The organism is Streptomyces sp. NPDC047108, assembly GCF_040643575.1.
Taxonomy (GTDB): domain Bacteria; phylum Actinomycetota; class Actinomycetes; order Streptomycetales; family Streptomycetaceae; genus Streptomyces.
Map to the genome: position 1 here is coordinate 47,596 of NZ_JBEYUP010000002.1, position 26,749 is coordinate 74,344.

A 26,749-nucleotide genomic window follows, 5' to 3' on the forward strand; every position below is an offset into this window, starting at 1 on the left:
GCACAGCGAGGACCGACGAGACGGACGGATGGTTGCCCCGAGGTGAACGACCTGAGTAGCGGGGCCTGGTCAGCCCCGGGAGACGTTGCGGTCGTAGACCAGGCGGAGGCCGATCAGGGTGAGCCAGGGCTCGTGTTCGTCGATGACGGAGGACTCGCCGAGCACCATCGGGGCCAGGCCGCCGGTGGCGATCACGGTCACGTCGTCGGGGTCGTCGGCGAGTTCGCGCGCCATGCGCTCCACGACGCCGTCGACCTGGCCGGCGAAGCCGTAGAGGATGCCGGACTGCATCGCCTCGACGGTGTTCTTGCCGATCACGCTGCGCGGGCGGGCCAGTTCGATCTTGCGGAGCTGTGCGCCCCGCACGCCCAGGGCGTCCACCGAGATCTCGATACCGGGGGCGATCACACCGCCCACGTACTCCCCGCGGGCCGACACGGCGTCGAACGTGGTGGCGGTGCCGAAGTCGACGACGACGCACGGGCCGCCGTAGAGCTCGACGGCCGCGAGGGCGTTGATGATCCGGTCGGCGCCGACCTCCTTGGGGTTGTCCATGAGGATCGGGACACCCGTCTTCACACCGGGCTCCACGAGGACGGCCGGCACGTCGCCGTAGTAGCGGCGGGTGACCTCGCGCAGCTCGTGCAGGACGGAGGGGACGGTCGAGCAGATCGCGATGCCGTCGATACCGTCGCCCAGGTCGTCGCCGAGCAGCGGGTGCATGCCCATCAAGCCCTGGAGGAGCACGGCGAGTTCGTCGGCGGTGCGGCGGGCCTCGGTGGAGATCCGCCAGTGCTCGACGATCTCCTCGCCGTCGAAGAGGCCCAGGACGGTGTGGGTGTTGCCGACGTCGATCGTGAGCAGCATCAGCCGCGCGCCTCCCCCGGTCCCTCGCGGAGGTCCAGCCCGATGTCGAGGATCGGCGAGGAGTGGGTGAGCGCGCCGACGGCCAGATAGTCGACGCCCGTCTCCGCGTACGCACGGGCGTTGGCGAGGCTGAGGCGGCCGGAGGACTCCAGGCGGGCGCGGCCGGCGACGAGCGCGACGGCCTCGCGGGTCTGCTCGGGCGTGAAGTTGTCGAGGAGGATCAGATCGGCGCCCTCGGCGAGGACGGGCTCGATCTGGTCGAGCCGGTCGACCTCGACCTCGATGGGCACATCGGGGAAGTCGGACCGTACGGCCTTGAAGGCGGCCGCGACACCGCCCGCCGCGACGACGTGGTTGTCCTTGATGAGCGCGGCGTCCGACAGCGACATGCGGTGGTTGACACCGCCGCCGCAGCGCACCGCGTACTTCTCCAGGGAGCGCAGCCCTGCCGTCGTCTTGCGGGTGTCCCGGACCGCCGCGCCCGTGCCCTCCAGGGCGTCCGCCCAGGCGCGGGTGGCGGTGGCGATGCCCGACAGGCGGCACATGAGGTTGAGGGCGCTGCGCTCGCCGGTGAGCAGGTCGCGGGTACGGGTGCGGACCGACAGCAGCTTCTGGCCCGGCTCGACGCGGTCGCCGTCCTCGGCGTGCCGCTCGACCTCGATGTCGTCGGCGCAGACGACGGACAGGACGGCCTCGGCGATGCGCAGGCCGGCGACGACACCGGACTCGCGAGCGGTGAAGTCACCGGTGGCGACGGCGTTCTCGGGGATCGTGGCGACGGTGGTGACGTCCACGCCGCCGTCCAGGTCCTCCTCGATCGCCAGGTGGGCGATGTCCTCGACCTGGACCGGGTCCAGGCCCACGTCCGCGAGGAGGCCGGCGAGGTGGGGGTCCAGACCGCAACTCAACGGGTCCAGCCCGTAGTCCTCCTCGTCGCCGCCCGCGCAGCCGCACCCGTCGCCGCAGCCGCCCGCGTCCGCGCCGGCGGCGGGACCGCCGATCTGGAGCAGGGGGAGATCCACAGGCTGTGGACGGTCAGGCGTGTTCACGTGTGTCCCCTTCAGGGTGGGTGGTTCGGCCGGCGCTCGCGGAGGGTGCGGACCGCTGCGTTGCGGACCGCTGCTGTACGGGCGGGAATTCTGCCGTGGCGGTGGGGTGCAGCGCGAGCGAGCACTCCGGCGCGAGCCGGGCGACGAGGTGACGGCACCAGTGGTCGTCGTCCCGCTCCGGGCGGTCCTCGCGCCAGTGGCAGCCGCGGGTCTCCTCGCGCTCCCGGGCCATGGCGACCAGGACGCGCGAGACGAGCAGGAGGTTGGTGGCCTCCCAGGTCTCGACGCACGGCTCGGCGGTCTTGCCGTCCCGGTCGAGCTCGGCGACGGCCTCGGTGTGCAGGGCCTGGAGTGCCACCGCCGCGGCGTTCAGGCTCCGCGCGCTGCGCAGGACGCCCGCCCCCGAGGTCATGATGCGCTGGATCACGAAGCGCGACTCCGGCGCGAGGAGCGGCGTGCGCGCGGGCGCACGCGGCACGGGCACCGGGCGCTCGGGCGGCTCGGGCCCGGTGTTTACGGGCGGCTCGGCGGCGATGGTCGCCGCGATCCGCTCGGCGAACACCAGCCCCTCCAGCAGGGAGTTGGAGGCGAGGCGGTTCGCGCCGTGGACGCCGGTGCAGGCGACCTCGCCGCACGCGTACAGACCCGGCACGGTCGTACGGCCCGTGAGGTCGGTGCGGACGCCGCCGGACGCGTAGTGCGCGGCGGGGGCGACCGGGATCGGCTCGGTCACCGGGTCGATGCCGTGCGCGCGGCAGGCGGCGAGGATCGTGGGGAAGCGGGAGGCCCACATCTCGGCGCCGAAGTGGCGGGCGTCCAGGTACATGTGCTCGGCGCCCTGCTCCTGCATGCGCCGCATGATCCCCTTGGCGACGATGTCGCGCGGGGCCAGCTCCCCCAACTCGTGCTGCCCCAGCATGAAACGCACGCCGTCGGCGTCCACGAGGTGCGCGCCCTCGCCCCGTACGGCCTCGGAGACCAGCGGCTGCTGGCCCTCGGCGCCGCGGCCGAGGAAGAGGACGGTGGGGTGGAACTGCACGAACTCCAGGTCGCTCACCTCGGCTCCGGCGCGCAGCGCGAGCGCGACGCCGTCGCCGGTGGAGACGGCCGGGTTGGTGGTCGCGGAGAACACCTGGCCCATGCCGCCGGTGGCGAGGACGACGGCGGGGGCGTGCACGGCGCCGACGCCGTCGCGCCGGCCTTCGCCCATGACGTGGAGGGTGACGCCGGCGGTACGGCCCTCGGCGTCGGTGAGCAGGTCGAGGACGAGCGCGTTCTCGACGGTCTCCAGGCCCGCGTCCCGTACGGCCTCGACGAGAGCGCGGGAGATCTCGGCACCGGTCGCGTCGCCACCCGCGTGCGCGATGCGGCGGCGGTGGTGGCCGCCCTCGCGGGTCAGCTCGATCGCACCGGTCTCGGCGGAGGTGTCGAAAACGGCACCCGTGGAGATCAACCGCCGTACGGCGTCCGGGCCTTCGGTGACGAGCGTGCGGACGGCCCGCTCGTCGCAGAGGCCGGCGCCCGCGACGAGGGTGTCGTCGAGGTGCTGTTCGGGGGTGTCGCCATCGCCGAGCGCGGCGGCGATACCGCCCTGCGCCCAGCGGGTGGAGCCGTCGTCCAGCCGCGCCTTGGTCACCACGACGGTCCTGCGGCCGGCGGCGGCGCAGCGGAGCGCGGCGGTGAGCCCGGCGACGCCGGATCCGACCACGACCACGTCGGCCTCGATGGCCCAGCCGGGAGCGGGCGCGCGGAGGGTTCCCGCGTCGGGGACGGGAAGGCCGCTGCGCTCGCCGTCACCCGCGGCGGCAGCAACGGTGGGCGTCGCGGCGGCGGGCCGACCGGCGGCGTGTGGCGTCGCGGCGGCGGGCCGCGGGGCGTCGGCTATGGGGGCGCCGGTCATCGGGGGCTCCTGCGGCCGAGGCCGGTTCCGGGGGTGGTGCGCGGCCGGTGAGGCGCACGCGGGGCCGTACGCACGGTCGTACGGACGGATGCCATCGGTGCGGGACGGGCCGCCCCGAGCACCAGGGCCACGGCGGCGAGGGCGAGCGGCACCCAGAGCGGCACCCGGACGAAGGGGCTGCCCGCGGCCTGCAACACGGCGCCGGCGCAGATCGCGGCAACGGCCAGGGCTCGCGGCCGGAGGTTCGCGGGCATCATCGGGCGGCTCCGAACTGCAGGCGGACGTTGTCGATCAGGCGGGTCGTGCCGACCTTGGCGGCGACGGCGAGGACGGCCTCGCCGGTGAAGTCCCGCGCCACGTCGGTGAAGTCGGCCGGGTCGACGAGCCCGAGATAGTCCAGGGCGAGCGGCGGCCGGAGCCCGGCGGCCTCATCGAGGACCTGCTGCGCGGCGGCCCGTACGGCATCGGGGTCCGCGACGGGACCGGGCGCCTCCCGGTCCTGCGCCCCCGCCGCGGCGAGACCCGCCCTGCGTCCGGCGAACAGCGCCCTGGACAGCGCCAGGGCCGTCGGCCGCTCCTCCGCCGTGAGGTAGCGGTTGCGGCTGGAGAGCGCGAGGCCGTCGTCCTCCCGGACGGTGGGCACCCCCATGATCTCCACAGGGAAGTTGAGGTCGCGCGCCATGCGCGTGATCAGGGCGAGCTGCTGGGCGTCCTTCTGCCCGTAGAAGGCCACGTCGGGCGCGGTGAGGTGCAGCAGCTTGGCGACGACGGTCAGCATGCCGCCGAAGTGGCCCGGGCGGTACGCCCCTTCGAGCCGGTCGCCCATCGCACCCGCGCTGATCCGGACCTCCGGCTCACCGCCCGGGTAGACCTCCTCGCCGGACGGGGCGAAGACGGCGTCGGCCCCGGCCTTCTCGGCCACGACGAGGTCGGCGTCGAGCGTGCGCGGATAGCGGTCGAGATCCTCGCCCGCCCCGAACTGGAGCGGGTTGACGAACACGGTGACCACGACCTGGCCGTCGGCGCCCACCCGGTCGCGGGCCGCGCGGATCAGCGCCGCGTGCCCCTCGTGGAGGGCTCCCATCGTCATCACCACGGCACGCTCGCCCGTGCGCGTGAGCGCCCCGAGGCCGCCGGCCGTGGGCACGAGCTGCACCGTCATGCGTCTCCTCCGTCCGCGAGGACGCCCAGCAGGTCCTCGGCCAGCTCCGGCTTGAGCATTCCGTGGGCGAGCGCGCGGTCCGCGGTGGCGCGGGCCATCGCCACGTAACCGGCGACGGCCTGCGGTGCGTGGTCCCGCAATTCGGCTACATGGGCCGCGACCGTGCCCGCGTCGCCGCGCGCGACCGGTCCGGTGAGCGCGGCGTCGCCCGAGCGCAGGGCGTTGTCCAGCGCGGCGCCGAGCAGCGGCCCGAGCATCCGGTCGGGGGCCCCGACCCCGGAGGCACGGAGCAGATCCATGGACTGGGCGACCAGCGTGACCAAGTGGTTCGCACCGAGGGCGAGCGCCGCGTGGTAGAGCGGACGGGCCTGCTCCTCGATCCACTCGGGCTCACCGCCCATCTCGATGACCAGCGCTTCCGCGGCCATCCGCAGCTCCTCGGGCGCGGTGACGCCGAACGAGCAGCCGGCCAGGCGCTGGACGTCCACGCTCGTGCCCGTGAAGGTCATCACCGGGTGGAGGGCGAGCGGCAGCCCGCCCGCGCGGGTGGCGGGGTCGAGGACCGCGGTGCCGTAGCGGCCCGAGGTGTGCACCAGGAGCTGCCCGGGGCGTACGGCTCCGGTCTCGGCCAGGCCCTCCACGAGGCTGGGGAGGGCGTCGTCCGGCACGGTCAGCAGCACCAGCTCCGACCGCTCCAGCACGTCGGTGGGGGTGAGCACCGGCACGTCGGGGAGCAGGGCGGCGGCCCGCCGCACGGACGGCTCGGAGATCCCGGAGACGGCCACCGGACGGTGGCCCGCGAGCTGCAGCGCGGCGGCCAGGGCAGGTCCCACGCGACCGGCACCGACGACCCCGACGGCGAGCCGGGCGGGGCGGTCCGCGGGGCGGTCCTTGGGTTCTGGGTGATGTGGTGCGTTCACGCGGGACGGCCTTCCGTTCCAGTCCGCCAGGGGTACCGGACGTATCCCCGCCATGCTACGCGAGTGTTTCGGGGGCCGGCCGCGCTGTCCACCGCCTGTGGACAACCGCGGACGCCCCCGGCGCGCACGACGCACCAGCCATGGAAAACCACGGGACCGGCCCTCGGGGCATGGGCCATCATCGGCTCCATGAGCGAGACGGATGGCACGGAGACGGAGGTCGCGGGCACGGAGTCCGCAGTGGCACGGCACGCGGTCGCGGAGTCCGCAGGCGCACGGCCCGGGGTCGCGGAGCCCGGAAGCGGAGCGGCCGACCCGGGTGAGCGGCCCGGCCCGGACGCGGGCGCCGACGCACGGCCGGACCGCGAGCGGGCCCGCCGGTGCGCGGCCTGGCGCGGAGCGGAGCGAGCGCTCGTACGCGGGCACCAGAACCGGACCGTCCGGGAAGGGCTCGCGGCACTGGCGGCGTACGCCCCCGACGCGTACGACCTCGACGAGGTCGTCGACCTCTACGGCGACGGCATCGTCGGCGCGCTCGAACGCCGGGTCGCCGGACTGCTCGGGACGGAGGCCGCGGCCTTCTTCCCCACCGGGACCATGGCCCAGCAGGTCGCTCTGCGCTGCTGGGCGGGGCGCACGGGGAATCCGGCCGTGGCGCTCCATCCGCTCGCGCATCCGGAGATGTGGGAGCGCGACGCGTTCTCCACGCTGAGCGGCCTGCGCACGGTCCATCCCACGACGCAGCCGCGCCTGCCGACGGCGGAGGAAGTACGGGAGCTGGGGGAGCCGTTCGGTGCGCTGATGCTCGAACTGCCGCTGCGCGAACCGGGTTTCGTCCTCCCGACGTGGGAGGAGCTGACCGCCGTGGTCGAGGCCGCCCGGGAACGCGATGCAGTGGTGCACTTCGACGGCGCACGGCTCTGGGAATGCGCCTCGCACTTCGGCCGTGCTCTCCCGGAGATCGCCGCGCTAGCGGACAGCGTCTACGTCTCCTTCTACAAGTCCCTGGGCGGCATCTCCGGCGCCGCGCTCGCCGGCCCGCAGACCCTGATCGACGAGGCCCTCGCCTGGCGCCACCGGTACGGCGGCCAGCTCTTCCAGCAGTGGCCCGCCGCTCTGGCAGCGCTGAACGGACTCGACCGGGAGCTGCCGCGGCTGCCGGAGTACGTGGCGCACGCCAAGATCGTGGCGCAGGCACTGGGAGAAGCGCTGACGGCGTCCGGCCTCCCCTGGCACCGGATCCACCCGGCGATCCCGCACACGCACCAGTTCCAGGTCTGGCTGCCGTACCCGCCGGACGTGCTCGACGAGGTGAGCCTGCGGCAGGCGGAGGAGACGCGGACGACGCTGTTCCATCGCTGGAACCGCGCCGGCCCCGGCCTCGCCGTCACCGAGATGACGGTCGGGGCGGCGGGCCTGGACTGGACGGATGCGGATGTGGCCGAGGCGGTCGCGGTGTTCGTGGAGCGGCTGCGGTCGGAGCAGTCGAGGGCGACCGGATCGGGGTCCAAGGACACCGTCCCGGCGTCGAAGGCGGCCGGCATGACGCCGGGGACCGCGGGCCCGGACCCGGCGGCACTGAACCGCGACGCGACGACGACGGCGTCAACGGATCTGCGGTAGACGGGAGTCCGGCACCACGCATGGGCCTCGCCCCGGCCGGAGGGGCGGGCCGTGCCGGAAGAACACACACGGCCGGACTGCACCGCACGAACTCAGGGCTGCTCCGGCTGCCCAGCCGCGGCGTCCCCGGCGGCTACTTCGCCTCCGCGCCGCCGCCCCCGCCGAGCGCGCCGCCGCCCGCCCGCACCAGCCCCGTCTCGTAGGCCAGCACCACGGCCTGTACGCGGTCGCGCAGTTCCAGCTTCGTCAGGATGCGGCCCACATGCGTCTTGACCGTGGCCTCGGAGAGGAACAGCCGCCCGGCGATCTCGCCGTTCGACATGCCCTGCGCCACCAGCAGCAGCACCTCGCGCTCGCGGTCCGTGAGCCGCTTCAGCAGGGAGTCGGACGGCTGGGGCGCGCCGCTCGGCAGCATCGGGGCGAAGCGGTTCAGCAGGCGCCGGGTCGTGGTCGGCGCCACGACCGCGTCGCCGCTGTGCACCGCCCGGATCGCCGTGAGCAGTTCGCCCGGCGGCACGTCCTTGAGCATGAAGCCGCTCGCACCGGCCTTCAGGGCCGAGAACGCGTACTCGTCGAGGTCGAACGTGGTCAGGATCAGGACCCGGGGCGATCCCGAGCCGTCACCCGCCCCGGCGGAGCCCTCGGCCCCCGCGCCCCCGGGCGAGCAGATGCGCCGGGTCGCCTCCACTCCGTCCATCCGCGGCATGCGGACGTCCATGAGGACCACGTCGACCTTGGTCGAACGCAGGGCCTCGACCGCCTCCACCCCGTCCCCCGCCTCGGCGACGATCTCCATGTCGGGCTGCGCCTGCAGCACCATGCGGAATCCGGTGCGGAGCAGCACCTGGTCGTCGACGAGCATCACGCGGATCGCCATCTGCGCACTTTCCCTTCCCTGGGTCTGCTGAACGATACGGGCGGCCGGCCGTCCCGTCCTCAGCCCGTCCCCTGCATCAGCCCGCCTGTTTCAGCGGCAGTACCGCACTGATCCTGAAGCCGCCGCCCGGCCGCGGCCCCGCGTCGAAGCGTCCGCCGACCATGCCGATCCGCTCGCGCATCCCGATGAGTCCCTGCCCGAGGCCGTCCGCCCCGCCGTCCTCGTACAACTCGTGCTGTGCGCCGCGCCCGTCGTCCTCCACGAGCAGGTCCAGTTCGCTGTCGCGGTAGGTCAGCCGGACCATGGCGCCCGCGTCGGGCCCGCCGTGCTTACGGGTGTTGGTGAGCGCCTCCTGCACGATGCGGTAGGCGGTCAGCTCGACGCCGCTGGGCAGCGGGCGCGGGCTGCCCTCGACCGTGTAGCGCACGGGGAGCCCGGCCCCGCGGACCTGTTCGATGAGCTCGTCGAGCTGGCCCACGTCGGGCTGCGGCACGTAGTCGCCCGCCTCCTCCGGCTCGCCGGTGCGCAGCACACCCAGCAGCCGGCGCATCTCGGCGAGCGCCTGGCGGCCCGTCCCGGAGATCGTCTCCAGGGCCTGCTTGGCCTGCTCGGGCGCGGCGTCGAGGACATAGGCCGCGCCGTCCGCCTGCACCACCATCACCGAGACGTTGTGGGCGACGACGTCGTGCAGCTCGCGCGCTATCCGCGCCCGCTCGGCGGCCACCGCCATCTTCGACTGCGCCTCGCGCTCCTTCTCCAGGCGGGCGGCACGCTCCTCGAGCTGGGCGTAGTAGGCCCGGCGGGTACGGAGGGAGTCGCCGAGGACCCACGCGAGGGCGAACGGGACGGCCATGACGACCGCACCGACGATGGTGTCGAAGCCCGACGAGTAGTCGTCCGTCCAGCGCACGGCGCCGATGGGGGACGCCGCCAGACCGCCGGCGAGCGCGAATCTGGAGGCCCAGACGGGGCCGCTCACCGCGTTGGTGTAGATGATCACGAGCATCGCGAAGTTGCCCGGGTTGGGCGGCGTGTCCGTGACCACTTGCAGCACGCCCGTACCCGCGGCGAGCAGCAGCATCGCCGTGGGAGCCTTGCGGCGCAGCGCGACGACGGTGCACAGCAGGAGGACGACGATCAGTCCCCTGCCGTGACCCTCCTGGACGACCCACAGCCCGGCGGGCCCGAACAGGATGACGGCCCAGAAGGTGTCGACCCCGGTCGGGTGCCTGCGGAGGAAGTCGTAAACGCGCTGCACGTCACCCAGCGTAGGCACGTCGCGCACGTGCCGGGGTCAACCGGAGGGCCGATCCCTGTGCCCCACACATACTCCGCAAGGTGGACGATGGCCCGCGGCCGAGCGCTCGCCGGCCCGCCCGTACGGTGGGGGCGTGAGCGAGGACGAGGCGCCCCGGCAGGGCTGGCGCGAGGCGGCGGAACGGGCGTTGTACGGGCCGGACGGCTTCTTCGTACGGGAACGGCCGGGCGGGCATTTCCGCACGTCAGTACATGCGTCTCCGCTCTTCGCCGGGGCCGTCGCCGCTCTGGTCGTCCGGCTCGACCAAGCCCTCGGTCGCCCCGGTGAACTGGCGCTCGTGGACGTCGGCGCCGGCAGGGGTGAGCTGCTGGCGGACGTACTGCGGACGGTGCCCTCCGGCCTCGCCGCCCGGCTGCGCCCGTGCGCCGTGGAGCGCGCGCCCCGGCCCGCCGGTCTCGATCCGCGCATCGACTGGCGGCCCGGCCTCCCGGAAGCGGAATCCCTGACCGGCCTGGTGTTCGCCAACGAGTGGCTCGACAACGTGCCCGTCGACGTGGCCGAGACCGGCCCGGACGGCGAGCCCCGCGCGGTGCTGGTCGGCGCGGACGGGTCGGAGGCGCTCGGCGGTCCCGTTCCGGGCGCCGACGCGGACTGGCTGGAGCGGTGGTGGCCCCTGCGCGACGGCGAACCGGGGATGCGCGCCGAGATCGGCCGCCCCCGGGACGAGGCATGGGCGCAGGCCGTACGGTGCCTGGCGCGCGGACTCGCCGTCGCCGTGGACTACGCCCACACCCGCGAGACCCGTCCGCCCTTCGGCACCCTGACCGGCTTCCGCGACGGGCACGAGGTCCGCCCGGTCCCGGACGGCTCGTGCGACATCACGGCCCATGTGGCGCTGGACGCGTGCGCGTCGGCGGCCGGAGCGCTCGGCGCCCGCGGGGAGACGGCAGGAGCTCAGCCAGGCCGCGGAGGAGTCGAACTCGCGGACCGGGCCGACCCGTTCCTGCTGTCGCAGCGCGACGCCCTGCGGGCGCTGGGCATCGCGGGCCGGCGCCCGCCGCTGGCTCTGGCGACGACCGATCCCGCCGCATACGTACGGGCGTTGAGCGCGGCGGGTGAGGCCGCGGAACTCACCGACCCCGCGGGGCTGGGCGGCTTCACCTGGCTCGTCCACCCGGTGCGGATCCCCGCGGATGCCCTCGCCGCGACCGGCCTCGCCGGCCCCGCCCCGGTGGGCGGAGGCCCGGACCATGGCGCGGGACGCGGCGTCAGTCCCGGGTGAGCCAGCGGTCGGGGAGCGCCGCGTGGCGGCCCGTACGGGACCGGTCCGCCTGGGCGGCGACGATCGCCCGCGCCTCGGCCGCGTCCCGCAGCCCCGCCTGCACGCTCTTGTTCGCGCCCGTGTCCACGTGCACGTCCGCCAGGTCCAGGCGCCGCTGCCACGGCCCTTGGGTCCGCCGTACGCTCTGCACCTTCGCGTGCGGGACGAGGGACAGCGTCCGCCCCAGCAGTCCGTGCCGGGCGGCGAAGACGTGCTCGTCCGCGGCGAAGACCTGTCCCCGCCACCAGACCGGGACGCACCACCGCGCCCTCCTCGGCGGTGCCTGAAGGGCCCCCGTCACCGCGGCCACGTCGACACCGGGCAGGACACGGCCGACGACCTGCGCGGCCACGGACCGCTCGGCGACGGGCAGCAGGACGCCGTTCTTCGAGCCCGCCACGTCCAGTTCCACCCGCACCCAGCCGCGCCGCCGCCACAGCAGCGGCTCCACGATCCGTACGGTCTGCACGCGGCCCGGCGGCACCGTCTCGTGCTCGCGGTCGAGCAGGCCGTGGTCGAGCCGCAGGCCGTCCGGTGACTCGCCGAGCCTCCAGTCGTACTCGGCGACGAAGCGGCCCGCGCTGCTCGCCCACGCTCCGCCGAGGAAGGGCAGCGCGGTGGCGAGGGCGGCCCACAGGCTGCCCGTCAGCAGCCACGTCAGCGGCGGTGCGGCGAGAGCGACGAGCAGGGCGCACCAGACGCTCACCATCAGCAGCAGGGAAACGGCGAGGTCCCGCGGTTGGACGCGGGCGAGCTCCCGTACGGGCGCCTCGCCCGCGTCCTGCGCCGACTCGGGCGCGATACCCGCCGCCCGCGCCAGGAGTTCGGCGCGCAGGGCGCGGGCCTCGCCCTCGCCGAGATAGGCCAGTTCGTCCTTGTCGTCCGCGCCGACGACGTCGAGCTTGAGCTTGGCGACACCGAGCAGGCGGGCGAAGAGGGGCTGGGTGACGTCGACGGCCTGGAGGCGGTCGAGGCGGATGTGCGCGGTCCGCCGGAAGATCAGTCCGGTACGGATCCGCAGTTCTGTGCTCGTCACCGAGAAGTGGGTGAACCACCAGGAGAGGAAGCCGTACGCGCCCGCGAGGGGTATGAGCACGGCCAGCCCCACCAGCACGAGTCCCGGGGTGAGTTCGGCGAACCACTCCCGCGCCCGGTTGAGGTCGTGGACGATCAGGCCGGTGGCGACGGCGATGGGGGCCCAGGCGCGGCGCAGCGGGGTGACGGGGTGGAGCCGCCGCTCGACGCCGAGGCCGGGCAGGTCCGCGCCGTCGGTGGAGGAGTCCATGCCGTCGGTGGAGGAGTCCGCACCTTTGGTCAGGCGGTTCGTCGCTTCGGTCGAGCGGTCCGTACCGGTCGCGACGAGGCCCGCGTCCGCTGCGGTCTCCGTGTGCACGGCGCCGGTCTCGGACTCGCCTCCGGCTCCGCCGGCCCCCTCCGCCGCCGCCCGATCCGGCCCCGTCACAGCCCCGCCGATCGGGCCTGGCCGAGCTCCGTGAGGCGTTCGCGCAGCCGCTCCGCCTCCTCGGGCAGCAGCCCCGGGATGCAGGCGTCGGTCGCGGCCGCCGCGGTGTGGAGCTGGACGCTCGCCAGACCGAAGTGGCGCTCGACCGGCCCCGAGGTGACCTCGACGAGTTGCATCCGCCCGTACGGCACGACGGTCAGCTCGTGCCACAGCACACCGCGGCTGATCAGCAGGTCGTCGGCGCGCTCCGCGTACCGCCAGGAGCGCCAGTTGCGCTCCACCAGCCACCAGCCCCAGCCGGTCAGGGCCAGCAGCGGCAGCGCCGCGAGTGCGGCCCAGCCCGGTCCGGCGAGCGGCCACAGCACGGCCGCCGCGGCGACGGCCAGCAGCGGCACGATCGTCACGAGGAGCGTGCGGCGCATCCGCAGCAGTCCCCCCGGCAGGCCGGTCCAGACGGTGTCGTCCCCGGCTTCGGTGACCGCGTCGTCCCCGGCCCCTGCTCCCTGTCCTGTCCCCGTGTGCATGCCACCAGGTTAGGCGCTGGAGCGAGCTGCGAGACTGTCCTCATGACGGAGACGACAGTCGGGATCGGCGGTGCGGCGGAGAGCACGGACATGGTGCTCAACATCGGGCCGCAGCATCCGTCCACGCACGGTGTGCTGCGGCTGCGGATCGTGCTGGACGGCGAGCTGATCCGGAGCGCGGAACCGGTGATCGGCTACATGCACCGCGGCGCCGAGAAGCTCTTCGAGGCGCGCGACTACCGCCAGATCATCGTGCTCGCCAACCGCCACGACTGGCTGTCGGCCTTCTCCAACGAACTCGGCGTCGTCATGGGCGTGGAGCGCATGCTCGGCATGGAGGTGCCGGAGCGCGCGGTGTGGCTGCGGACGCTGCTGGCCGAGCTGAACCGGGTCCTCAACCACCTGATGTTCCTCGGCTCATACCCCCTCGAACTGGGCGGAATCACCCCGATCTTCCACGCGTTCCGCGAGCGCGAGGATCTTCAGCACGTGATGGAGGAGATCTCCGGCGGCCGGATGCACTACATGTTCAACCGCGTCGGCGGACTGAAGGAGGACCTCCCCGCGGGCTGGCTCGGCCGCGCCCGCGCGGCGGTCGCCGAGGTCCGCTCCCGCATGGACGTGTACGACCGGCTGGTCCTCGGCAACGAGATCTTCCGCGGCCGGACCCGCGGCGTCGGCGTGCTGTCCCCGGAGGACGTGCACGCGTACGGCGTGAGCGGGCCGATCGCCCGCGCGTCCGGGGTGGACTTCGACCTGCGGCGCGATGAGCCGTACCTCGCCTACGGGGACCTTCAGGACGTCCTGAAGGTGGTCACCCGGACCGAGGGCGACTGCCTCGCGCGCTTCGAGTGCCTGCTGGAGCAGACGCACAACGCGCTGGAGCTGGCGGACGCCTGTCTGGACCGGCTGGACGCGATGGGGCAGGGGCCGGTCAACCAGCGGCTGCCGAAGGTGCTGAAGGCGCCGGAGGGCCACACGTACGCGTGGACGGAGAACCCGCTCGGCCTCAACGGCTACTACCTGGTCTCCAAGGGCGAGAAGACGCCGTACCGGCTGAAGCTGCGCTCGGCGTCCTTCAACAACATCCAGGCGCTGACGGTGCTGCTGCCGGGCACGCTGGTCGCGGACATGGTCGCGATCCTCGGCTCGATGTTCTTCGTCGTGGGCGACATCGACAAGTGACCCGCGTGACCCACGGGGTGTGAGACGGCTGACCCGCGGCGCGCAGTGATGCGTACCGCGGGTCGGTGCGTGCGGGGGCGCGGGCGGGAGCCCGCCGCGGAGGCGGGCGGCACGGGCCGTAGGGGGCTACGACGAGTGGGCGCGCAGCTCCCGCACGTCGAGCTGTTCGGTCTCGTCGTGCTCGGTGAGATCGACGACGTCGCCCGCGCCGCGGTCCTCGCGGCCGGCGGCGGCCAGGACCTCGGCCCCGACGACATCCGCGAGGTCCTCGCCCTCGAGGTCGTCCTTCGCCCGCTCCTCGGGCGCCCCGGCGTCCGCGGCCCCGTCCCGGCCCGCCTCCGCGGCGCCGTTCAGGTCCGCGTCCTGGTCCGCGTCGCCCTGGTCCGTGACGTCCCGGTCCGTGTTGCCCTGGTCCGTGACGTCCTGGTCCGTGTTGCCCTGGTCCGTGACGTCCTGGTCCGCGTCCGCGGTCCGGTCCTCGGCGACCTCACGGGCCTCGGCATCGACGGCCGGCCCGTGGCCGTTCACCGACTCCTCCGCCGAGGCGTGGCCGCCCACCGACTCCTCGGCGCCCAGGCCCTCTTCGGGGTGCGCCAGGGCCGGGGCGAGCTGGAGCCGCTGGGTCGAGGCGGCGATGGCCTCACGCTTGCGGGTGCCCGGCTTGGCGCCGAAGAAGTCGAAGCCGCCCTCGACGCGCGAGGTCGGACGGCGCAGCGGCTCGTAGGGAACGACCGCGACGGCGGCCTGGACCGCGTGGTGGTCGCCGGTCGCGGCCTGGTCCTGCGCGGCGGCCGCCTCGGCGTCGTGGTCGTGGCCCGCCTCCGGACGGAACCCGGCCTCGTCCGGCGATCCGGCCCCGGGCTCGGGGTCGGCGGTCGCGCCTGCGGCCTCGGAGTTCACCGAGGACTCCTGATCCGCCGGCTCCGCCGGAACCTCCTGCTGCCGCTCCTGCTCGGCGAGTTCGCGGCGCCGGGCGGCTTCGGCGGCCCGCTTCGCGTTCTGGCGGGCGCTGTTGCGGACGAGTTCCGTGAGCGCGGTGTCGGCCTTCGCGTACGCCCCGGGGGTCGGGGCGCCGTTGGCGCCGAGCAGACCGTCACCGGGCGTGGCCGGCAGTGCCTTGGTCGGCGCCACCGTCTCCAGCTCCAGCAGGCGGCGGCCCTCCAGCGCGCTGGCCCGCTCGGTCTCCGCGGTGGCGTACCGGCGCAGCAGCTCGGCGTGTTCGTTGCGCAGGCGCGAGAGTTCGGCGCGCTTGCGGCGCAGCTTGGTGTCGAGCGCGGCCCGCAGCTCGCGCGACTCCTCGACGTCCGCCTCGAGTTCGGCGACCCGCTCCTCGTGACGCCATTCGTCACTGGTGCGGGCACGAGTGAGCTCGGCGACGCGCTTCCCCGCGGCGCGGTCCCAGGAACGCATCAGGACCGCGCCGGTCACTGCGGCTGCGGCGGCGGCCGCCACCAGGACCCGGAGCACCACGGGATCGCCGAGCAACAGCGCACTCGAGGCGCAGGCGATCGACGCGCCGGCGACCACCGTGGGGGGAAGAAGCCTGTGCAGGGGCGGCGAATGGCGGTGGCGTCCACGTGACATGGCCAGAAACTTACCGTGCGTGCGGTACGTGTGGGGAGCCGCCCGCCGATCTGTTTTCCGCCGGTTACGTCGGAGCTACCCCTTCAGCAAGTCCTTGGACTCCAAGTACTCCTTCGCGACATCCGCGGGCTTCTGCCGCTGCGCGTCGATCTTGCGGTTGAGCTGGATCAAGTCGTCGGTCGTGAGCGTCTCGGTGAGCTTGTTGAGCGCGGTCTCGATCTCCTTGTCGCCCGCGTCCTTCTCGTTGACCACGGGCAGCACGTTGTCCGCGTTCTGCAGGCGCTTGTCGTCCTCGAGCAGCACCAGGCCGAAGTCGTCGAGCGTGGCGTCGGTCGTGGTGGTCAGGACGAGCTGGTCGGAGCCGTCCTTGACCGCCTGCTTGGCCTGGGGGGTGCCGACGCCCTTGGGGTCGATCTCGGTGATGTCGATGCCGTACGTCTTCTCCAGGCCCGGCTGGCAGAATGGCCGGATTTCGCACTCGTCGCCGGCCGCGATTTTGATCTTCTGCTTCGACTTGCCCAGATCGGAGAGCGACTTGAGGTCGTACTTCGCCGCGAACTCCTTGGTGACGGCGAAGGCGTTCTGGTCGACGGCCTCACCGGCGGGCAGGACCTTGAGGCCCTTGGGCTCGGCGAGCTTCTTCAGCTCCGCGACGGTCTTGTCCACGTCGCTGGAGGCCACCGGCTTCGCCTTCGACCCGTTCTTCTTGCCGTTGAGGAACTCGGCGAGCGTCGCGGCGTACTCCGGGACGATGTCGATCTGCCCCTTCTCCAGGGCAGGTTCGTACAGCTCGCGGTTCTCGAGCGTCTTCACGGACGCGCCGTAACCGGCGTCCTCCAGGACCTGCTTGTAGAGCTCGGCCATCAGCGCGGACTCGGTGAATCCGGCCGAGCCGATCACGAGCGAGCCCTTCTTGCCTCCGCCCTCGCCCGAGCCGCCTTCCTTGCTCTCCAGGCTGTCGCCGCCGCATCCGGCAGTGGTGGCGGCCAGGGCGACCGCGGCCACGGCGGCGCCCGCCACCCGCACCGCTCGTCTCGTACGCGACGTCCTGCTCATGGGAATCACCATCCAACCGATCGTTGTTCAGACTGCCTTGACCACGGCTGCGGCCGGGGCCGGGGCGGCCGCGACAGAACGCCGCCGCATGGGGTCGAAGAGCCGGCCCACGAGCACCAGCAGGGCTTCGACGAGCAGGGCCAGCGCGGCCACGAGCACCGCTCCGGCCACCACCTGCGGGGTGTTGTACGTGTTGAAGCCGTTCGTGATGATCCGGCCGAGGCCGCCCTCGCCGGCCATCGCGGCGAGCGTCGCCGTGGCGACGACCTGCACCGCGGCGGACCGCAGACCGGTCATGACCAGGGGGTAGGCGAGGGGGAGTTCGACCCGCAGGAAGAGCTGCCCCCCGGACATGCCCATGCCCCGGGCGGCCTCCACCACGGCCGCGTCCACCTCGCGCATCCCGATGTAGGCATTGGTCAGCAGCGGCGGTACGGCGAAGAGCACCAGCGCGACGATCGTCGGCAGGTCGCCCTGCCTGCCGAGCGGAGTGAGCGTGAGCAGCACCAGCACGGCGAGCGTCGGCACGGCCCGGCCGATATTGGAGATATTGACGGCGAGTGCCCCGCCCTTGCCGATATGCCCGAGATACAGGGCGATCGGCAGCGCGATCAGGCAGGCCAGCACCAGGCACACCGAGCTGAACCACAGGTGTTCACCGAGCCGGTGCCACACCCCGCTCTGCCCCGCCCAGTTGGCGCCCGTGGTGAGCCAGGTCCAGGAATCGGCGATCGCACCCATGTGTCAGGCCCCCTTCCCGGCGCGCGCACCGGCACGTGTCCACGGCGTGAGCAGACGCTGCACGCCCAGCAGTGCCGCGTCGGCGGTGACGGCCAGCACCACGCAGATGACGGAGGCCGTGAGCACCTGGGGTCTGAAGTAGGTGTCGAGGCCGTCGAGGATGAGCGTGCCCAGACCGCCGTACCCGACGATGGCGCCGACCGTGGTGAGCGCGATCGTGGAGACGGCGGCGATCCGCACACCGCCGATCAGCGCGGGCAGCGCGAGCGGGAGCTCGACCTCGAACAGCAGCCGCACCGGCCCGTACCCCATCCCGCGGGCGGCCTCACGGGCCTCGGCGGGCACCGCGTCGAGGCCGGCCAGGATGTTCCGTACGAGGACGGTCAGCGAGTAGAGCACGAGCCCCGTGACGACCACCGAGACCGAGACGCCGAACAGCGGCATCAGCAGCGAGAACATCGCGAGCGACGGCACGGTGTAGAGCACGGAGGTCAGGCCCAGCACGGGCCCGGCGAGCCCGCCCCGCCTGCGGGCGAGCAGGGCCAGGGGGAAGGCGACCAGCAGGCCGATCGAGACGGAGGCTGCGGTGATGCCGATGTGCTGGACCGTGGCATCGATCAACTCCTGGCTGCGGGAGCTGACGTACTTGCCGCAGATCCAGTCGCCCCGCTCCAGACAGTCCGCCACGCGCGTCCACCTCCCCGGACTTCGCGACATCAATGCCTGGCGACCCTATCCCCAAGGACTGACAATCGGTGAAGACTGCCACACTGCCGCAATAGTTTCTTCATACGTTTCCGGCCCATGACCGGCCACAATGAGGTGTCATGATCCGCTTCGAGCACGTCACCAAGCGCTACGCCGACGGCACCACCGCCGTCGACGACCTGTCCTTCGAGGTCGCGGAGGGCGAGCTGGTCACGCTCGTCGGACCCTCGGGCTGCGGCAAGACCACCACGATGAAGATGGTCAACCGCCTCATCGAACCCACCTCCGGGAGCATCTTCCTGGAGGACCAGGACATTTCGACCGTCGATCCGGTGAAGCTGCGCCGCCGGATCGGCTACGTCATCCAGCAGGTCGGCCTGTTCCCGCACCGGACCGTCCTCGACAACACCGCCACCGTCCCGCACCTCCTGGGCTGGCAGCGCAAGAAGGCCCGCGCACGGGCGGCCGAACTCCTCGACCTGGTCGGGCTCGACCCGTCCGTCCACGGCAACCGCTACCCCGACCAGCTCTCCGGCGGCCAGCGCCAGCGCGTCGGCGTCGCCCGCGCCCTGGCCGCCGACCCGCCGGTCCTGCTCATGGACGAGCCGTTCGGGGCCGTCGACCCGGTCGTGCGCGAACACCTGCAGAACGAATTCCTGCGGCTGCAGTCCCAGGTGCGGAAGACCGTCCTCTTCGTCACCCACGACATCGAGGAAGCCGTACGGCTCGGCGACCGCATCGCCGTCTACGGGGAGGGCCGCATCGAGCAGTTCGACCCGCCCACCGCCGTCCTCGGCGCCCCCGCCACCCCGTACGTCGCCGACTTCGTGGGCGCGGACCGGGGCCTCAAGCGGCTGTCGGTGACCGCGATCGAGGCGGGCGACCTCGAACAGCCGCCCGTCGTCCACCTCGACGACCCGCTCCCCCAGGCCGCGGCCCGCCTCGCCGAGGAGGACGCGCGCTGGGCGGTCGTCCTGGACGACTCCGACAACCTCCACGGCTGGATCTCACTGGAGTCCGTGACCACAGGCTCCGTGGCGAAGAGCGCGCTCAAGGGCACGGTCCGCGAACACGCCCGCCGTATGGAGGCATGGCTTCCGCTCGGGTCGACGCTCAAGCAGGCGTTCAGCACGATGCTCCAGCACGACGCGGGCTGGATAGCGGTCGTCGACGGCGAACGGTTCCTCGGCGTCCTCACCCCGGCCCGTCTCCACGAGGCGCTCCGGCGCTCGATCGACGCGGACGCGAACGCGATCGCGCGCGCGGACGTGGACCTGGAGACGGTGGCGGGCGCCTAGCCCCGGCGGCCGGCACCCGCTGCCGCCGCGCAGTACCGCCCCGCACCGGGGGCCGAGTCCCGCACCGCCGCGGCAGTCGGTCCGCTACGCCGCCGCGCCCTGCGGCTTGTCGTCGTCCTCGTCCTCGGGGAGCTTGCACACCCGCTCCAGGAACAGCGCCGCTACGACGACCGCGATGCCCGTCACCACCGACAGACCCGCGTAGATCGCCTGGTCCCGGCGCGGCCCCTCGTCGAGGCCGTCCAGCAGCAGGAAGAGGAACGTGCCCCCGTACACCCCGGCGACCAGCGACGCGACCAGGGCGCTCGCCTGTCCGAAGACCACGGCGCGGGCGGCCACCAGCGGATCCACGCCCTTCGCTCCCGGCCGCCGCTCCCGCTGAGCCTTCAGCCGGCCGCGCAGTGCCAGCGCGGTCGCCGCGAGGACGGCCGCGATCACCGCGAGCACGATCGGTGCGGCCACCGGGACCCGGGGCAGCGTGGCGAAGGTGTCCCACAGGCGTGCACCGGCCCAGGACAGCACCACGGCCACGCCGAACAGGCCGACCAGGACCCTGACCCGCAGCTCCTTCACTGGATCTCTCTCCTCGCGATGCCACCCGTGCCGTGCGCCGGGATGCGCCACGGTCCACGGCCCGTACCGGGGAGCCTAACGACTACTCGGGCAGGCGGAGTTCCAGGTCCGTGCGGGGGACGACGCCCGCCCGCCCCACGGCGGCCAGCAGTTCGGCGACGGTCCCGAACCCGGGCACCTCGGCGCCCGGCTCCACGTCGTGCCACGGCACCAGGACGAAGGCGCGCTCGTGGGCGCGCGGGTGCGGCAGCGTCAGCCTCGGGTCGTCCGACCGCACGTCCTGGTACGACACGATGTCCACGTCCAGCGTCCGCGGGCCCCAGCGCTCGTCCCGCACGCGCTCGAAGGCCTCCTCGATGGCGTGCGAACGCTCCAGCAGCGAGGACGGCGGCAGGGTCGTCTTCACCAGCACGACGGCGTTGAAGTACGCGGGCTGCGAATCCGGGTCGACACCCCACGGCTGCGTCTCGTAGACCGGTGAGACCGCCTTGACCCGGAGCCCGGGAGTGTCCTCCAGGGCGTCGATCGCGCCCTGCAGCGTCTCCAGACGGTTGCCCAGGTTGCTGCCCAGGGCGATCACCGCGCGTTTGGGGTTGCTCAGCGTCACATCGGCGGCGTCGACCTGCTGGACCACCGCGGCGGGCACGGGCTGCACGGTGGGGTCGCTGCTGGTGCTCATACTCGGCTCCGGGTGATCGTGATGGTCACGTCGTCGAACGGCACGGTGATCGGGGCGCCGGGCTTGTGCACGACGACCTCGACCTCCTGAACGGCCCCGTGCTTCAGGCATTGCTGGGCGATCCGCTCGGCCAGCGTCTCGATCAGGTCGACCGGCTCGCCCTGGACGATGTCCACGACTTCCTCGGCCACCACCCCGTAGTGCACGGTCTTCGCGAGGTCGTCGCCTGCCGACGCCGGGCGGGTGTCCAGGCCCAGCACCAGGTCCACGACGAAGGTCTGGCCCTCCTCGCGCTCCTGCGGGAACACCCCGTGGTGACCACGGGCCCTCAGGCCGCGCAGCGCGACACGGTCCACGCGAATCCCTCCTGCTGGTCGTCTGTCCGGGGCGCGCACGACCCGCCGGCCGGGTGCCGCGCGCACACGAATCTACCTGCGGCCACCGACAGGGCCCGCCCACGGGGCCGCGCCCGACCTGCCGGGCCGGTCGCGCCCGGCGTGTCGTGCCGCACAGGCCGTGCCTACCCAGACCCCTGTCCCCCACCCCTACCCGGCACTTCCTTGGCTCGAACGAGTGGGGCCGGTGCACGGGCGGTACGGCGATCAGCCCTCGCCGTTTTCGTCTTCCTGGGTGTCGGCGAGTACGGGTGAGCCGTGATGAGACCACACCTTCCAGCCATCCGCTGTGCGACGGAACACATTCGTGGCCACCACGAGCTGCCCGACGAGCGGCCCCAGCTCGCCCTCCTCGTCCGCGGGTCCCCCGCTGAGGATGTTCTCGGTGCAGGTCACCAGTGCGGTGTCGTCCTCGACCGTGACCTCGACATCGGTCAGGAAGAACTGGATGTAGTCGGTGTTGGCCATGATCAGGGCGTACGAGCGCAGCACCTCGTTGTGGCCGCGCAGCACCGGCCAGCCCGGGTGCACGCAGCTCACGTCGCCGTCCAGCCACATCCCGGACAGGGTCTCGAAGTCGCCCTGCTCCATGGCCTCGTAGAGGGCTGTGTTGGCCTGCTCGACCGACTCACGGTCCGTACGGGCCGCGCTCACAGCACCCCCTGGCCCGTACGGTCGCCGTCCGTGCCTGCGCCCCGCGCGTCGTTCACTCTGTCCCCTCGCCGCTCACTCTGCCCCCTCCACCGCACGTGCCACACGCACCGCGTCCGCCGTCGGCCGTACCTCGTGCACCCGTACCGCCCACGCGCCTTCGCGGGCCGCTATGGCCGAGACGGCGGCGGTGGCCGCGTCGCGCTCGCGTGCGGGCGGCGGGCTGCCGTCTCCGGCGGCCAGGACGCGTCCGAGGAACCGTTTGCGCGAGGCGGCCACCAGCAGCGGCCTGCCCAGCGCGCGCAGCTCCCGCAGATGCGCGACCAGAGCCAGGTCGTGGTCGGCCTCCTTCGCGAAGCCGAGGCCCGGGTCGACCACGATCCGCTCGGGGACGACACCTCCCGCGACCACCGCGTCCATGCGGGCGCGCAGTTCGGAGAACACCTCGGCGACCACGTCCCCGTAAACGGCGCGGCTATTCATGTCGTGGCTGAAACCACGCCAGTGCATGACCACGAACGGCACCTGCGCGGCGGCCACCACCGGCACCATCGAAGGGTCCGCGAGCCCGCCGCTGACGTCGTTGACCAGCACGGCCCCCGCGGCGATCGCCTGCTCGGCGACGGAGGCGCGCATGGTGTCGACGGAGACCGGAACGCCTTCGTCCGCCAGACCGCGTACGACAGGGACGACCCGGCGCAGCTCCTCGTCCTCGTCCACGCGGGAGGCGCCCGGGCGGGTCGACTCCCCGCCGACGTCCACGAGGTCGGCCCCGGTCGCGGCGAGGTCGAGGCCGCGCTTGACCGCCGCCTCGGTGTCGAACCAGCGGCCCCCGTCCGAGAAGGAATCGGGGGTCACGTTGACCACGCCCATCACGGCACAGCGGTCCCACTCGGGGAGGCCGGCCACCCGGCCGCGCAACGTACTCATGTGCCCAGACTAGGCCGGACCTCCCCGTCGGGCGGCGGGCGGGGCGCACGGGCAGCCGTACGCCGCACCACGGAAGCCGCTGTACGACGTACCGCGTGGCCCGCCCTACGACGTACCGCCCGAGCAGCCCCGCGGCCTCCGCGGACGTGCCCCGGCAGTGTTGGCGGGCGCCGGTCTACGCCGCCTGCGGCTCGCTCTCCGACGTCCGGGCCTGTGCCACCGTCGGCACGTGCGCGCACGGCCGGGCCTGCCGGGCCGCGCCGCCGCGGTTGAAGGGCCGCGGGAGCCCGAGCGTGACGAAGCCCTCGGCCTGCATCGCCGCGAAGCCGATGCGCGGCAGGTCACGGGTGTTGCGGAAGACCAGGAACCGCGGCTCCCAGACGGGGCGGAACTTGGCGTTGAACTTGTAGAGCGACTCGATCTGGAACCAGCGCGAGAGGAATACCAGCAGCCCGCGCCATCCGCGGAGCACCGGCCCCGCGCCGAGTCGCTCGCCGCGTGCCAGTGCCGCCCGGAACATCGCGAAGTTCAGCGACACCCGCTGGACGCGCAGCTCCGGCGCCGTCTGCAGCGCGGCCACGATGAGCAGTTCGTTCATGCCCGGGTCCGCCGACCGGTCACGGCGCATCAGGTCGAGCGACATCCCGTCCGGTCCCCAGGGCACGAAGTGAAGTACGGCCTTCAAGTCGCCGTAGGGGCCCGGGTTTCCGTCCTCGTCCGCCTTGTGGGCGGTCGCGACCACGCAGTCGCCGTCCTCCGGGTCGCCGATCCGGCCCAGCGCCATCGAGAAGCCGCGCTCGGTGTCGGTCCCGCGCCAATCCGCCGCGGCCCGCCGGATGCGCTCCAGCTCCTCGACGGGGATGTCCGCGACCCGGCGGACCCGCGTCACGTAGCCGCCGCGCTCGATCCGCTTCACCATCTGCCGGACGTTGCGCATCGCGCGGCCGGAGAGCGAGAAGTCCGGTACGTGCACGACCGCTTCGTCGCCCAGCTCCAGCGCGTCCAGCCCGGTCTCCCGGGTCCAGACGTGGCCGCCGGTCTCGCTGCAGCCCATGACCGCCGGGGTCCACGAGTGCAGCCGCGCCTGCTCCATGAACTGCTCGATGGCGCCGGGCCACGCCTCGACGTCCCCGATCGGGTCGCCGCTGGCGAGCATCACGCCGGAGACGACGCGGTAGCAGACGGCGCTCTTGCCGGACGGCGAGAAGACGACGCCCTTGTCGCGGCGGAGCGCGAAGTGGCCCAGCGAGTCGCGGCCTCCGTGCTGGTCCAGCAGCTCGCGCAGCCGCGCCTCGTCGTCGTCCGTCAGCCGTGCGGCCGGGGACTCGGGGCGCAGCGCGAGGTACAGGGTGGTGAGGGCGGTCAACAGGCCGAGCGCGCCCAGCGAGTAGCCCACGGTCCAGGACACCTGGCCCGTGTAGTCGACCGGGCCCTCCAGGCCCACCAGCCCGTAGACCACGTGCTCCAGGCGGTCGGCGAACCCGGGTTCGCCGACGACGCGGTGCGGGTGGGAGCTGACGATGATCATGCCGAGGCCGACGCTGCCGATGCCGAGCAGGACGAAGTTGGCCAGCGCCTTCCAGCGGCTGCGCGGATCGGGCAGAGCCGCGAACTCGCCCCGGTGGCGCAGCAGAAGAGCCAGCAGCGCCAGGGAGAGCAGGGTGCCGATCACGGAGTGGCGGTAGACGAACTGCGCCACCGCCCCCGCGGGCAGGAGCACGACGGCCGCGACCCAGGCACGGCGCTTGCGGCGCTTGAGGCCGTGGGCCAGAAGCAGCAGCAGGACGCCGGCGCTGATGGCGAGGGCCGCGGCGAACGGGCCGAGGGCGCCCGGCAGGACCTCGGCGACGGCGTGCATCCGGCTGTGCCGGAACCGGGGGAAGACCCCGGCGGCCACATCGAGGAAGCCGATGATTGCGCACGCCGTCCCGACGAGACCGGGCACCTTTTCGGGTCGCGGCCCGCGCAGCACTCGGCGCAGCCCCCTGTACCGCGCCGGAACCGCATCGGACTTTTCGCCATCTACCCTGACAGACATCGCTTCCCGTGGCTCCGTCGTGACATTTTCTCCGGCGACCGGTCACGCCGTCCGGAGGATTTGCGACCTGTAGGACGCCGCTTCAAGGGCCCGGGTTCATCGGTCCGGCCCACGGATCCGGAGGCGGTGGAGCTGTTTCCACCGCGACACGGACGAGCCGGGTCGCCCGCACAGGAAGCGATTCATGGGTCTCACCAGCAAAAAGGTGCTGCTGCTCACCATCGTCGCGGCAGTCGCGCTGTTCGCGCTCACGATCTGGTACTGGCCCCGTCTCGGCCGCCGCGGCACCCGCGTCGTCCTGGGCCGGATAGGCGTCCTGCTGGCGACACAGCTCTCGATCCTCGCGGCCGGCGGTCTCCTGGCCAACAACTACTTCGGCTTCTACAGCTCATGGGCCGACCTGTTCGGCACCAACACCGACATGGGCGTCGTCGTCGACCACGGCGAGGACGGCCCGAAACAGCTCCAGGTGGTGGGTTCCCAGGGGGTTGGCGTCCCGGGCGGAGGCAACCCCGTACGGTCGGGCCGGATCGACAAGGTGCAGATCCACGGACAGAGCACGGACCTTGCGTCCCCCGCGTACGTCTATCTGCCGCCGCAGTACTTCCAGAAGCGCTACGCCGCCACGAAGTTCCCGGCCGCCGTCGTCCTCACGGGTTTCCCCGGAACGGCCGAGAACCTCATCACCCGGCTCCGCTATCCGCAGACCGCGACCCAGCACATCGAGGCGGGCACCATGAAGCCCACGATCCTGGTCATGATGCGGCCGACCGTCGCCCCGCCGCGCGACACCGAGTGCGTGGACGTACCCGAAGGACCGCAGACGGAGAGCTTCTTCACCAGGGACGTCCGCGCAGCCATCGGCTCCCACTACCGCGTGGGTGAGAAGGCCCGGAGCTGGGGCGTGATCGGCAACTCCACCGGCGGCTACTGCGCGCTGAAGATGGCCATGCGCAGCCCGAAGTCCTTCGGGGCCGCGGCCGCCCTGTCCGGCACGTTCAAGGCGCCGCTGGACGCGACCACCGGTGACCTCTTCGGCGGCAGCAAGCAGCTGGAGCGGGAGAACGACATGCTCTGGCGTCTGAACAACCGGCCCATGCCGCCGGTGTCCGTGCTCCTCGCCAGCAGCAAGAAGGGCGAGCACAACTACAAGGACACCCTGACGTTCATCTCCAAGGCGAAGAAGCCGCTGAAGGTGTCGTCGATCATCCTCGAGAGCGGCGGCCACAACACCAACACCTGGAACCGTGAGGTCCCGCCGTCGCTGGACTGGCTGTCGAACCGCCTCAGCGCGCCATGATGAGGCTCATCGCCTCGGAACGAGTGGCGGGGTCACGCAGCTGGCCCCGCACCGCCGAGGTGGTGGTCTTCGCCCCCGGCTTCCGTATGCCGCGCATGGACATGCACATGTGCTCGCACTCGACGACGACGATCACGCCGCGCGGCTCCAGGATCTGCATCAGCGAGTCCGCGATCTGCGTCGTCATCCGCTCCTGGACCTGCGGCCGGCGGGCGTAGACGTCGACGAGCCGGGCGAGCTTCGACAGCCCGGTGATCTTGCCGTCGGTGGACGGGATGTAGCCCACGTGCGCAACGCCGTGGAACGGTACGAGGTGGTGCTCGCAGGTGCTGTAGACCTCGATGTCCTTGACCAGCACCATCTCGTCGTGGCCGAGGTCGAAGGTCGTCGTCAGGACCTCCTCCGGCGACTGCCACAGGCCCGCGAAGATCTCCTTGTAGGCGCGGGCGACGCGCGCCGGGGTCTCCAGCAGGCCGTCCCGGTCGGGGTCCTCGCCCACGGCGATGAGCAGTTCGCGAATGGCGTTCTCGGCCCGCTTCTCATCGAACTCGCCGATGGGGATGTCGCCGTCCAGCGTCACCGGGTCCGTCATCTGTGCCTCGATCCTCGTGCGTTCGTGCAGGCGCATGGCCGAAAAGCCGCGCCCCC

Annotated in this window: 26 protein-coding genes; 5 read left to right on the forward strand and 21 right to left on the reverse strand. The window is 72.9% G+C overall.

Going from position 1 to position 26,749, the window contains the following annotated elements:
• Nucleotides 1-69: 69 nt before the first annotated feature.
• Genes ABZ822_RS05370 through ABZ822_RS05395 form a run of 6 tightly spaced genes read right to left on the reverse strand, consistent with a single transcriptional unit; the run spans nt 70 to nt 5,898 of the window.
• A complete protein-coding gene (locus ABZ822_RS05370; protein ID WP_360847219.1) occupies nt 70-867 on the reverse strand; it encodes a type III pantothenate kinase in 798 nt (265 codons plus the stop codon).
• On the reverse strand, nt 867-1,916 hold the full coding sequence (gene nadC / locus ABZ822_RS05375; RefSeq protein WP_360847222.1) for a carboxylating nicotinate-nucleotide diphosphorylase: 1,050 nt from the start codon (nt 1,914-1,916) through the stop codon (nt 867-869). The genes ABZ822_RS05370 and nadC overlap by 1 nt, the downstream gene beginning before the upstream one ends.
• Nucleotides 1,903-3,816, reverse strand: a complete 1,914-nt coding sequence (locus tag ABZ822_RS05380) for an L-aspartate oxidase (protein ID WP_360847225.1) — start codon at nt 3,814-3,816, stop codon at nt 1,903-1,905. The genes nadC and ABZ822_RS05380 overlap by 14 nt, the downstream gene beginning before the upstream one ends.
• Nucleotides 3,813-4,073, reverse strand: a complete 261-nt coding sequence (locus ABZ822_RS05385) for a hypothetical protein (protein ID WP_360847228.1) — start codon at nt 4,071-4,073, stop codon at nt 3,813-3,815. The genes ABZ822_RS05380 and ABZ822_RS05385 overlap by 4 nt, the downstream gene beginning before the upstream one ends.
• The gene (gene panC, locus ABZ822_RS05390; protein ID WP_360847232.1) at nt 4,070-4,978 is read right to left on the reverse strand and encodes a pantoate--beta-alanine ligase; all 909 of its coding nucleotides are present in this window, start codon (nt 4,976-4,978) and stop codon (nt 4,070-4,072) included. Before panC ends, ABZ822_RS05385 begins: the two co-directional genes overlap by 4 nt.
• Nucleotides 4,975-5,898: a DUF2520 domain-containing protein gene (locus tag ABZ822_RS05395; RefSeq protein WP_360847235.1), complete on the reverse strand. Its 924-nt coding sequence runs from the start codon at nt 5,896-5,898 to the stop codon at nt 4,975-4,977. The genes panC and ABZ822_RS05395 overlap by 4 nt, the downstream gene beginning before the upstream one ends.
• 189 nt (nt 5,899-6,087) lie before the next feature.
• Between ABZ822_RS05395 and ABZ822_RS05400 the strand changes: the two genes are divergently transcribed.
• Complete coding sequence (locus ABZ822_RS05400) at nt 6,088-7,521, forward strand: beta-eliminating lyase-related protein (protein WP_360847238.1); 1,434 nt, start codon at nt 6,088-6,090, stop codon at nt 7,519-7,521.
• 133 nt (nt 7,522-7,654) lie between these two features.
• Here ABZ822_RS05400 and ABZ822_RS05405 read toward each other — a convergent pair whose 3' ends face one another.
• Together ABZ822_RS05405 and ABZ822_RS05410 are read right to left on the reverse strand one after the other, a co-directional pair.
• Nucleotides 7,655-8,398, reverse strand: a complete 744-nt coding sequence (locus tag ABZ822_RS05405) for a response regulator transcription factor (protein ID WP_360847240.1) — start codon at nt 8,396-8,398, stop codon at nt 7,655-7,657.
• Nucleotides 8,399-8,474: 76 nt separating this feature from the next.
• Nucleotides 8,475-9,656 carry a sensor histidine kinase gene (locus ABZ822_RS05410; RefSeq protein WP_360847242.1) on the reverse strand — a complete coding sequence of 394 codons (1,182 nt, stop codon included), beginning with the start codon at nt 9,654-9,656 and terminating at the stop codon, nt 8,475-8,477.
• Nucleotides 9,657-9,789: 133 nt separating this feature from the next.
• On the opposite strand from ABZ822_RS05410, the gene ABZ822_RS05415 reads away from it, so the two are divergent.
• A complete protein-coding gene (locus ABZ822_RS05415) occupies nt 9,790-10,938 on the forward strand; it encodes an SAM-dependent methyltransferase (protein WP_360847245.1) in 1,149 nt (382 codons plus the stop codon).
• Here ABZ822_RS05415 and ABZ822_RS05420 read toward each other — a convergent pair.
• Nucleotides 10,925-12,262 carry a PH domain-containing protein gene (locus tag ABZ822_RS05420; RefSeq protein ID WP_360848758.1) on the reverse strand — a complete coding sequence of 446 codons (1,338 nt, stop codon included), beginning with the start codon at nt 12,260-12,262 and terminating at the stop codon, nt 10,925-10,927. The two genes, ABZ822_RS05415 and ABZ822_RS05420, sit on opposite strands and share 14 nt — an antisense overlap.
• 173 nt (nt 12,263-12,435) lie before the next feature.
• Nucleotides 12,436-12,963: a PH domain-containing protein gene (locus ABZ822_RS05425; RefSeq protein ID WP_360847247.1), complete on the reverse strand. Its 528-nt coding sequence runs from the start codon at nt 12,961-12,963 to the stop codon at nt 12,436-12,438.
• Between the two features lie 42 nt (nt 12,964-13,005).
• Between ABZ822_RS05425 and ABZ822_RS05430 the strand changes: the two genes are divergently transcribed.
• Nucleotides 13,006-14,148, forward strand: a complete 1,143-nt coding sequence (locus tag ABZ822_RS05430) for an NADH-quinone oxidoreductase subunit D (RefSeq protein WP_360847250.1) — start codon at nt 13,006-13,008, stop codon at nt 14,146-14,148.
• Between the two features lie 126 nt (nt 14,149-14,274).
• Here ABZ822_RS05430 and ABZ822_RS05435 read toward each other — a convergent pair whose 3' ends face one another.
• The 4 genes from ABZ822_RS05435 to ABZ822_RS05450 form a co-directional block, all read right to left on the reverse strand.
• On the reverse strand, nt 14,275-15,732 hold the full coding sequence (locus ABZ822_RS05435; protein WP_360847253.1) for a hypothetical protein: 1,458 nt from the start codon (nt 15,730-15,732) through the stop codon (nt 14,275-14,277).
• A 75-nt stretch (nt 15,733-15,807) separates the two neighbouring features.
• The gene (locus tag ABZ822_RS05440; RefSeq protein ID WP_360847256.1) at nt 15,808-16,788 is read right to left on the reverse strand and encodes an ABC transporter substrate-binding protein; all 981 of its coding nucleotides are present in this window, start codon (nt 16,786-16,788) and stop codon (nt 15,808-15,810) included.
• Nucleotides 16,789-16,815: 27 nt separating this feature from the next.
• Nucleotides 16,816-17,529 carry an ABC transporter permease gene (locus tag ABZ822_RS05445; protein ID WP_360847258.1) on the reverse strand — a complete coding sequence of 238 codons (714 nt, stop codon included), beginning with the start codon at nt 17,527-17,529 and terminating at the stop codon, nt 16,816-16,818.
• 3 nt (nt 17,530-17,532) lie between these two features.
• On the reverse strand, nt 17,533-18,216 hold the full coding sequence (locus ABZ822_RS05450) for an ABC transporter permease (RefSeq protein WP_360847262.1): 684 nt from the start codon (nt 18,214-18,216) through the stop codon (nt 17,533-17,535).
• Between the two features lie 140 nt (nt 18,217-18,356).
• Between ABZ822_RS05450 and ABZ822_RS05455 the strand changes: the two genes are divergently transcribed.
• Nucleotides 18,357-19,535 (forward strand): betaine/proline/choline family ABC transporter ATP-binding protein, encoded by a 1,179-nt coding sequence (locus ABZ822_RS05455; RefSeq protein WP_360847265.1) that lies wholly within the window; start codon nt 18,357-18,359, stop codon nt 19,533-19,535.
• Nucleotides 19,536-19,619: 84 nt separating this feature from the next.
• On the opposite strand, the gene ABZ822_RS05460 is transcribed toward ABZ822_RS05455, so the two are convergent.
• From ABZ822_RS05460 to ABZ822_RS05485, 6 genes are all read right to left on the reverse strand, one after another.
• The gene (locus tag ABZ822_RS05460; RefSeq protein WP_360847268.1) at nt 19,620-20,108 is read right to left on the reverse strand and encodes a DUF3180 domain-containing protein; all 489 of its coding nucleotides are present in this window, start codon (nt 20,106-20,108) and stop codon (nt 19,620-19,622) included.
• An 82-nt stretch (nt 20,109-20,190) separates the two neighbouring features.
• Complete coding sequence (folK, locus tag ABZ822_RS05465) at nt 20,191-20,787, reverse strand: 2-amino-4-hydroxy-6-hydroxymethyldihydropteridine diphosphokinase (protein ID WP_360847271.1); 597 nt, start codon at nt 20,785-20,787, stop codon at nt 20,191-20,193.
• A complete protein-coding gene (gene folB / locus ABZ822_RS05470; RefSeq protein WP_360847274.1) occupies nt 20,784-21,143 on the reverse strand; it encodes a dihydroneopterin aldolase in 360 nt (119 codons plus the stop codon). Before folB ends, folK begins: the two co-directional genes overlap by 4 nt.
• Before the next feature lie 246 nt (nt 21,144-21,389).
• The gene (locus ABZ822_RS05475) at nt 21,390-21,836 is read right to left on the reverse strand and encodes a nuclear transport factor 2 family protein (protein WP_360847277.1); all 447 of its coding nucleotides are present in this window, start codon (nt 21,834-21,836) and stop codon (nt 21,390-21,392) included.
• 72 nt (nt 21,837-21,908) lie between these two features.
• Nucleotides 21,909-22,763 carry a dihydropteroate synthase gene (gene folP, locus ABZ822_RS05480; protein ID WP_360847280.1) on the reverse strand — a complete coding sequence of 285 codons (855 nt, stop codon included), beginning with the start codon at nt 22,761-22,763 and terminating at the stop codon, nt 21,909-21,911.
• Between the two features lie 175 nt (nt 22,764-22,938).
• A complete protein-coding gene (locus tag ABZ822_RS05485; protein WP_360847283.1) occupies nt 22,939-24,801 on the reverse strand; it encodes a phosphatidylglycerol lysyltransferase domain-containing protein in 1,863 nt (620 codons plus the stop codon).
• Nucleotides 24,802-24,985: 184 nt separating this feature from the next.
• On the opposite strand from ABZ822_RS05485, the gene ABZ822_RS05490 reads away from it, so the two are divergent.
• A complete protein-coding gene (locus tag ABZ822_RS05490) occupies nt 24,986-26,101 on the forward strand; it encodes an alpha/beta hydrolase-fold protein (RefSeq protein ID WP_360847286.1) in 1,116 nt (371 codons plus the stop codon).
• Here ABZ822_RS05490 and folE read toward each other — a convergent pair.
• On the reverse strand, nt 26,088-26,693 hold the full coding sequence (folE, locus tag ABZ822_RS05495) for a GTP cyclohydrolase I FolE (RefSeq protein ID WP_360847289.1): 606 nt from the start codon (nt 26,691-26,693) through the stop codon (nt 26,088-26,090). The genes ABZ822_RS05490 and folE overlap by 14 nt on opposite strands.
• Nucleotides 26,694-26,749: the final 56 nt, after the last annotated feature.